A 7,729-nucleotide genomic window follows, 5' to 3' on the forward strand; every position below is an offset into this window, starting at 1 on the left:
GCCCTCTACACTAAATTCAGCAGGTCGGCGGTATCAAACTTCTTGGCACAGAGGGTAGCCACCGGGTATCGCTCCACTCACGTGTTGGCTTTTGGTCGGTTAGTCATCTAGCCAGGCGAGCTCGAAGGGGTGGTCGCTTGGGAGGAACACGACGCCCAGCAGATCCGCTGGTGCGACTTCGTGCTCGCCAATGGCGACGCCTTCGCGGGTGCGGATGCCACCGTCTAGGCCGATCGAGCCGCATCCGAACGGGGAGTGCAGCAAGAGATCGGCGTCGGGCAGCATGGCGGCGAGCTCGGGGTCGGGCTGGGGCAGGGGATCTTCGAACTCGCACATGCCGTGGTTGCGCTCCCAGGTGCAGCAGCGGTAGCCGATCCGCAGGCGGGTGCCGTCGTCTGGGTGCCACGCGATCGCAAATCCGCGGGTGTCGGCGAGGGTGCGGGGCGCGTCGCGGCGGGTGCAGGCGCCGTGCTCGGGCTCGTCGCGGGTCATGCTCTGGCTGGGCGCGAGCAGCCACTGCTCGGGGCGCGCGGGCTCGCTGCTGCGCAGGTCGAGGGTGCGGTAGGTCAGCACGCCGATCCGCGCGGGGTCGTAGCCTTCGGTTCGAGCGCGCCAGGACAGCAGGGGACCGATCGCGGTCTGCAGCGAGAGCGTCGACTCGAGCGCGACCTTCTGACCCTCGAACTCGCCTGTGCACGCGGGGGTGGCCTCGATCAAGGGGCGGTCCACGCCATCGGGAAACCGTCGGGTCGAGATCACGTCTTGCTCGCAGGTGAGCGCGGCGCCGGCTTCACCGTAGAGGCCGACCGGGTCGAAGCTGACCCGCTCTACGCGGAGGGCGAACAACTGATCCGCGCTGCCAACCATGAGGCCGCGGTGGGTGGCCGAGGAGATCAGGCGCGCCCCGTCCCAGCGAAGCTCGTGGGTCAGCGGTCCACGTGCGCCGCGTTCGGTGACCAGCGCCCGGCACTGGCCAGGATCGATCTTGGTGGTTGGGGCGGGCGTCAGCGCGGGCTCGATCGGGCCTTTGATGTTCGCGGGTGGCAGGCATCCAAGCCCGAGGGCCGCGAGCGCGGCTGTCACAATGCGCCTCATCTCTTGCGGGATCTTCCCGCACGTCGTGCGTCCCATGGACACGGGAAATGTGTTCAGAGCCCAGCCCTAAGGAGCGACGCGACAAGACGCGTCAGCGGCTGCAGTCGGCGAAGGGCCAAGGTCTGTGTGGGGGTCATTGCTGGAGTTGAACCGATCGGGGCCTGCGCCGACTACCGGGGCGTGCAGGACGAGCGTGAACCCAGGTCAGGCGCGGTTGCGCTCGCATGCGGCCATTCGGGCGGCTTCGAGCCGCTCGGCCAGCTGGTCGCGGATCTGGGCGGTCAGCTCCCGCGAGCTGGTGCCAGCCGTCGGGAGCGCCGGCAGCAGCTCGACCGAAAACCGCGGCACCTGGCGTGGCATGTCGTGCCACTTGTCGCCCTTCTTGAGCACAGGCGGATCGCTGAGCACGAAGATTGGGATGATCGGCACGCCCGCACGGATCGCGGCTTCGGCGGCGCCCCGACGAAAGCGGCGCAGGCGCCAGGCTGGGGATCGCGTGCCCTCGGGAAACACCAGCACCGAGCGGCCGCCCCTGAGCCGATCCACGAAGGTGTCGAGCACGGCCGTGGTCCCAAACCCCTGGTCCTCGAGCTCGGGGCCCTTGAAGTCGCCGCTGGCCTCGAACAGTCGCCGCAGCGAGGGGGCCTTGAACAGCGCCGCCTTGACCAGCACCGTCACGCCCGGGAGCGTGGCCTTGATGAACAGCACGTCGATCAAGGTGGGATGATTGGCGGCCAGGACCCACGGCGGGGGCGGGAGCTCGGCCGCCTCGAAGTCAGGCAGCGAGAATTGCATGAGGCCAAGGCGGGCCATGCCCTCGATCGCCGCCCGGTAGCAGCGCATCATGAACAGGTCCAACGCCGCTCGCTGCTCGGCTGGGGGGAGCGAGCGGGTTCGCCAGCGATGCAGCGGCAACAGCCCCCACGCGATCACGCTCGCGCCGGAGTAGAACAGCAAGAACGCGATCCCGGACAGTGGTATGCGAAGGAAGCGGGGCACGGCAGCGCGCGAGATGATTTCACGGCTCGCAGCGCTGGCCAAGCCGTCAGGATTTGCTGGTTTGGCTGGGCCCAGAGTGAGACGATGTGGCCCTTGGCCTTGGTGGGGACGAGCTTGACATGAAACAGCGCGACGAAAACTTGGTGAGCGGCTTCAACGGTTTGCGCGGACTCCCCGGACTGTCTTCAGCTCGGGCGAGGGCTCTGATCGTGGGCACCCTGTGCAGCGCGGTGCTGCTCACGGGCTGCGGTCGGCTCGGCGACATGGAAGACCGCGAGCCGTTTGGCAGCGATGGATCCGATCAAGACACCAACGACCAAGGCGGCGACGCCTCGTCAGAGGAGCCCGGCAGCGGCGGAACGACCAGCGAGAGCTGCTACGACGGCGTGCTCCAGCCCGGTGAGCTCTGCCAGGTCCAGGTGCCCGACGATCTCGACGCTGGCGTGGATCCATGCTCGCTCACGATCGCAGACTTCGACGCGGACGGCCGCCCGGACCTCGCGGTGCCAAACTCGAACTTCTGGCTGTACCCGGGCGGCACGCACGTGGCCAACGTCCTGCGCGGCTATGGCAACGGTAACTTCGCCCCGACCCAGCCCTACGACGCGGGCGCCGAGCTGCCGGTGGGTCTCGCGGCTGGCGACTTCGACGGTGACGGGCTCACGGACATCGCAACGGCCAACAACGACGCCCAAGCGGCGTTCGTGCTGCGAAACATCGGTGGCGCCAACATGGGCTTCGCCGCCCCGGACGACGTGCCCGTCAGCTCGGTGGCCAGCTCGATCGCGGCCGGTGACTTCAACGAGGACGGCATCGACGATCTCCTCGTCAACACCTCCGACGGGATCGCGCTGCTGCGCGGCGGACCGGGCGGGGCGAGCCTGTTCGACACGCTCGAGCTTGGTGGTGGGCGATCGATGCACGCCGAGCTGGTCGACCTCGACGCCGACGGGCACCTGGATCTGGTCGCCGCGGTCAGCGACACGATCAACTCCAACCACCGCTTGATGATCTTCCATGGCGCTGGCGACGGCAGCTTCGTCGAGTTTGTCGAGCACGCCCTCGGTGGGGAACCATGGTGGGTCGTGTCTGGCGATCTCAACCTGGACGGCGATCTCGATCTCGCCGTCGCCGAGTACGGCACCAACCAGGTCTCGATGCTGCTCGGAAACTCGCTTGGTGGGTTCTCGCCGCGGACGACGATCGATGTCTGCGACGGGCCGCAGTCCGTGGCGATCGGTGACATGAACAACGACGGGGCCAACGACATCGTGGTCGGCTGCATGGAGAGCGACACCGTGCAGGTGTGGGTGCAGGGGGCGGGTGGGGTGTTCGAGCTGACGCGCTGGTGGACGACCGGCCTGCGGCCCGTGTCTGTCCAGCTTGGGGATCTGAACCTCGACGGGCAGCTGGACATCGCGTGGGCCAACCAGTACGGCAACACCGTCGGCCTAGTCATCTCCCACCTTTAGAAGACCCCATCCACAATAGACCCCCACATTCACCTTGGTTTTCGCCGACTGCAGCCGCTGGCGCGTCTGGTCTTCCTTCTAGACCCCCACATACACCTAGGACTTCGCCGACTGCAGCCGCTAGCGCGTCTGGTCGCTTCGCTCCTCGGGGCCGTTTGTTCGCTATCGCATGTGTGGCCCCCTGGAAGGGGGCTCTCGTCTGGCCACCTGCGGCCACCGGGTGCCTCTCCAACTACGTGTTCGGCTATGACTTCACGGGGACTTCACGGGGGCTTCGCGCTTCGCATCCGTATGGGCGGCCTCTCCTCGAGGCTTCACGGGGAGGACGAGAGCCCCCTTCGAGGGGGCCACACATGCGATAGCGAACAAGCGCCCCCTTGGGAGCGAGCGAAGCGAGTGACCGCGAAGTGCGAAGGTGGATGTGGGGGTCTAAATAGCAGGTGGCCAGACGAGAGCCCCCTTCGAGGGGGCCACACATGCGATAGCGAACAAGCGCCCCCTTGGGAGCGAGCGAAGCGAGTGACCGCGAAGTGCGAAGGTGGATGTGGGGGTCTAAGAAGCCAGGACGGGGAGCCTGCGGGGCATGGGCTGGAGCTCGGGTCGCGGCTGGCCGCAGACTTGGGTGGTCAGGCCCAGCTCTTCGATCATGCGCAGATCGTCTTCGACGCTGCGGTTGGGGGTCGTCAGGAAGTCACCAACCATCATGCCGCTGGCGCCGGCGCTGAACATCATGGGGAGCAGCTGGCCGAGGTGCATGCGGCCGGCGGCGATGAAGATGTTCTGGCGGGGGAGGGCGAGCCGGAAGCAGGCGATGATGCGGAGCATCTGCATGGGCTCGAGCGGCTCGACCTTGGCCAGGGCGGTGCCTTCGATCGAGACCAGGAAGTTGAGCGGGACCTCGTCGACGTCGAGCTCGCGCAGGGTGATCGCTAGCTCGGCGCGGTCCTCGGGGGCCTCGCCCATGCCAAAGATGCCGCCGCAGCAGGTCCGCAGGCCCAGGCGCTTGGCGGTGCGGATCGTCTCGATCCGCTCGTCGTAGGTGTGGGTGGTGACGATCTTCTCGAAGTAGCTGCGGCCAGTCTCGAGGTTGTGGTTGAGCTCGGTCAGGCCTGCGTCCTGCAGCCGGCGCAGGCCGGGCTCGTCGACGAACCCGAGGCTGGCGTGCGCCTCGGTGTGCCCGGCGTCTCGGACCGCGCGGACGGCCTCGACCATGTAGTCGAGGGTCTTGTCGCCGTCGTCCATGCCGCGGGTGGCGGTGACCAAGCCCAGGGCGGTGGCGCGCTGGGACAGGGCCTTCTCGCTGGCGGCGACCATCTGCGCGTTGGTCAAGAATTTCTGCGGGGTGATGTGGGTCTCGAAGTGCTTGGACTGCGAACAGAACCCGCAGTCCTCCGTGCAGCCGCCCTGCTTGGCGTTGACGATCGAGCACAGGTGGACTTCGTTGCCAAAGCGATCGCGGCGGACCCGATCGGCGGCGGCCATGAGCTCCCAGACCTCGGCTTCGCCACCGAGCCACGCGGCGAGCGTGGCTTGGTCGAGCGCGGCTGGGTTACCGGCGAGGATCTCATCGGCGACGGCTGCGGGGCTGCGTGGCTCGGTCATCGCCGCGATGTATAGCCTGTTTCCTTTTGGACCCCCACAGGCATCCTGGGAGCACGCAGCGCGACTGTGGCGCTTGCGCAGGGGTATTCGCACTAGGAGCTGCGGGGCGCGAATGTTAGGTTGCGGTGCGTTCGGCTGGTGTGGCCGACTCGCGAGACCAGCCAAAGACCTGCCATGGATCTGCCCGACAAGGACGCGCCGCTGCCCGAGACCCTGAGTTCGGCGGGCAAAGCTGAGACCCTTCACGCGTATCGCGAGATGCTTCGGATCCGCCGGTTCGAGGAGACGGCGGCTCGCGCCTACACCCGCGGCAAGATCAGCGGGTTCTTGCACCTCTACATCGGTCAAGAGGCGATCGCGGTCGGCACCCGGCTGGCGATGCAACAAAACGATCGGATCGTGTCGACCTACCGCGACCACGGCTTCGCGCTCGCGCAGGGCTGCGACCCGAACGCCTGCATGGCCGAGATGTACGGCAAGAAGACCGGGCTCGTCGGAGGGATCGGCGGGTCCATGCACTTCTTCGAGCGCGACAAGGGCATGTGGGGCGGCTACGCGATCGTCGGCAACCACATCCCGATCGCGGCCGGACACGCCTTCGCTGCCAAGTACCTGGGCGATGACGCGGTCACGATCTGTTTTCTGGGCGATGGCGCGGTCGGGATCGGGCCCACCCACGAGGGCATGACGCTCGCCGGGCTGTGGGATCTGCCGGTCGTGTTCGTGGTCGAGAACAACCGCTACTCCATGGGCACGCCGCTCGAGCGGACCCTGCCAGCGGCCGACATCACCTCGCGCGCGCCGGGCTACGGCATGGTCGGCGATCGCTTCAGCGTAGAAGATCCGTTTCAGGTCCGCGACCGGCTCGGGGCGGCGATCAAGCGGGCCCGCGAGGAGTCGCAGCCAACCTTGATCGAGATCCTCACCTATCGGTTTCGTGGGCACAGCATGTCGGACCCGGCCAAGTACCGGGGCAAGGGCGAGCTCGAGGCGTTCCGCGCCAGCGACCCCTTCGAGCGGGTCAACCGGGCGCTGCGCGAGCTCCACGGCATGACCGAGGACGAGCTCGAGGCCCTCGACGAAGAGGTCATCGCCGAGATGGACGCCGCTGCAGACTTCGCCGACACCTCACCGCAGCCCGACCCCGACCACCGGTTCAAGAACATCATGATCGAAGGAGAGGGCTGAGCCATGCCAACGCTACAGATCCGCGAGGCGATCCGCGACGCGATGCGCGAAGAGATGCTCAGGGACGACCGCGTGTTCTTGATGGGCGAGGAGGTCGGCCACTACCAGGGCGCGTACAAGTGCTCGCAGGGGCTGCTCGAGCAGTTTGGCGAGAAGCGCGTGGTCGACACGCCGATCACCGAGACCGGGTTCGCGGGCGTCGGGATCGGGGCCGCCATGTGCGGGCTGCGGCCGATCATCGAGTTCATGACCTTCAACTTCTCGGCGGTCGCGTTCGATCAGATCATCAACAACGCGGCCAAGATCCACCACATGACCGGCGGCCAGTTCTCGGTCCCGATCGTGTTTCGTGGTCCCAACGCGGCCGCGCACATGCTCGGGTCGACCCACAGCCAGGCGTTTGACGCGATCTACGCCCACATCCCCGGCCTCAAGGTCGTGTCCGTGGCGACCCCCTACGACGCCAAGGGCCTGCTCAAGTCGGCGATCCGCGATCCGAACCCGGTGATCTTCTTCGAGTCGGAGATGATGTACTCGGTCCGCGGCGAGGTGCCCGAAGAGGAGTACCTGATCCCGATCGGCGAGGCCGACATCAAGCGTCCCGGCGATGACGTCACGCTGCTGTGCTGGGGCCAGTCGGTCCCGACCGCGCTCGCGGCCGCCGAGCTCGCCCAAGAGCACAGCGGGCTCTCGGCCGAGGTCATCGATCTCCGCACGCTGCGTCCGCTCGACACCGAGGCGGTGATCGCCAGCGTCAAGAAGACCAACCGGGTCGTGATCGCCGAGCACAGCTGGCCCTTCGGCGGCGTCGGTGCGGAGCTCGTCGACCGCATCCAGCGCTTGGCCTTCGACTGGCTCGATGCCCCCGTCACGCGGGTCTGCTACGACGACATCCCGTTCTCGTACGCAGAGAACCTCGAGCACCTGAGCATCCCGCAGCCCGAAGACATCCACGCCGCGCTGCGCCAAGTCGCCTACCGCGACTGAGCGATTGAGCACCGCCCCAGACCCCTGCGATTAGAGTCATGGCCACCATCGTCGAACTCCCCCGTCTCAGTGACACCATGGAAGAGGGCGTCGTCGCCAAGTGGCGCGTCGCCGTTGGTGACAAGGTCAAGCGCGGCCAGATCATCGCCGAGATCGAGACCGACAAGGCCACCATGGAGTTCGAGTCGTTCGACTCGGGCTACGTGCTCGCGCTGGTCGCCGAAGAGGGCGAGGCGCTGCCGCTCGGGGCTCCGATCGCGGTGTTTGGTAAGCAGGGCGAGGATCCCCAAGCGGCGCTCGCTGGCGCGGCTGCGGCTCCCGCGGCTGGTCCCGCGGCTGGTCCTGCGGCTGGCGAGCGGGCGGCCGCCGAGGCCAAGGCCGATGAG

7 protein-coding genes are annotated in these 7,729 nt (G+C 67.4%); 4 read left to right on the forward strand and 3 right to left on the reverse strand.

Annotated elements, in window-relative coordinates:
- Positions 1-99: 99 nt before the first annotated feature.
- Entirely contained in the window at positions 100-1,083 is a 984-nt protein-coding gene (locus DB30_RS39545) for a hypothetical protein (RefSeq protein ID WP_146662753.1), read from the reverse strand.
- Positions 1,084-1,299: 216 nt separating this feature from the next.
- A complete protein-coding gene (locus DB30_RS39550) occupies positions 1,300-2,094 on the reverse strand; it encodes a lysophospholipid acyltransferase family protein (RefSeq protein WP_052559174.1) in 795 nt (264 codons plus the stop codon).
- Positions 2,095-2,303: 209 nt separating this feature from the next.
- Between DB30_RS39550 and DB30_RS39555 the strand changes: the two genes are divergently transcribed.
- Positions 2,304-3,566, forward strand: coding sequence for an FG-GAP repeat domain-containing protein (locus tag DB30_RS39555; RefSeq protein WP_165704163.1), 1,263 nt, complete (start codon positions 2,304-2,306; stop codon positions 3,564-3,566).
- A gap of 552 nt (positions 3,567-4,118) precedes the next feature.
- On the opposite strand, the gene bioB is transcribed toward DB30_RS39555, so the two are convergent.
- Positions 4,119-5,168, reverse strand: a complete 1,050-nt coding sequence (bioB, locus tag DB30_RS39560; RefSeq protein ID WP_052559177.1) for a biotin synthase BioB — start codon at positions 5,166-5,168, stop codon at positions 4,119-4,121.
- Between the two features lie 174 nt (positions 5,169-5,342).
- Between bioB and DB30_RS39565 the strand changes: the two genes are divergently transcribed.
- From DB30_RS39565 to DB30_RS39575, 3 genes are all read left to right on the forward strand, one after another.
- Positions 5,343-6,356 (forward strand): thiamine pyrophosphate-dependent enzyme, encoded by a 1,014-nt coding sequence (locus tag DB30_RS39565; protein ID WP_052559179.1) that lies wholly within the window; start codon positions 5,343-5,345, stop codon positions 6,354-6,356.
- Between the two features lie 3 nt (positions 6,357-6,359).
- Positions 6,360-7,343: a pyruvate dehydrogenase complex E1 component subunit beta gene (locus tag DB30_RS39570; protein ID WP_052559181.1), complete on the forward strand. Its 984-nt coding sequence runs from the start codon at positions 6,360-6,362 to the stop codon at positions 7,341-7,343.
- Between the two features lie 38 nt (positions 7,344-7,381).
- Positions 7,382-7,729 (forward strand): biotin/lipoyl-containing protein (locus tag DB30_RS39575; RefSeq protein ID WP_146662758.1); only part of this gene is annotated, 348 nt, incomplete at its 3' end.

This window comes from Enhygromyxa salina, assembly GCF_000737335.2.
In the GTDB taxonomy this organism is placed as follows: Bacteria; Myxococcota_A; Polyangia; order Nannocystales; family Nannocystaceae; genus Plesiocystis; species Plesiocystis salina_C.

What these genes read in the sequence shown, in the direction of transcription:
- bioB (WP_052559177.1), bottom strand. Translation starts at nt 5,168, where the DNA reads ATGACCGAGCCACGCAGCCCCGCAGCCGTCGCCGATGAGATCCTCGCC.
- DB30_RS39565 (WP_052559179.1), top strand. Translation starts at nt 5,343, where the DNA reads ATGGATCTGCCCGACAAGGACGCGCCGCTGCCCGAGACCCTGAGTTCG.
- DB30_RS39570 (WP_052559181.1), top strand. Translation starts at nt 6,360, where the DNA reads ATGCCAACGCTACAGATCCGCGAGGCGATCCGCGACGCGATGCGCGAA.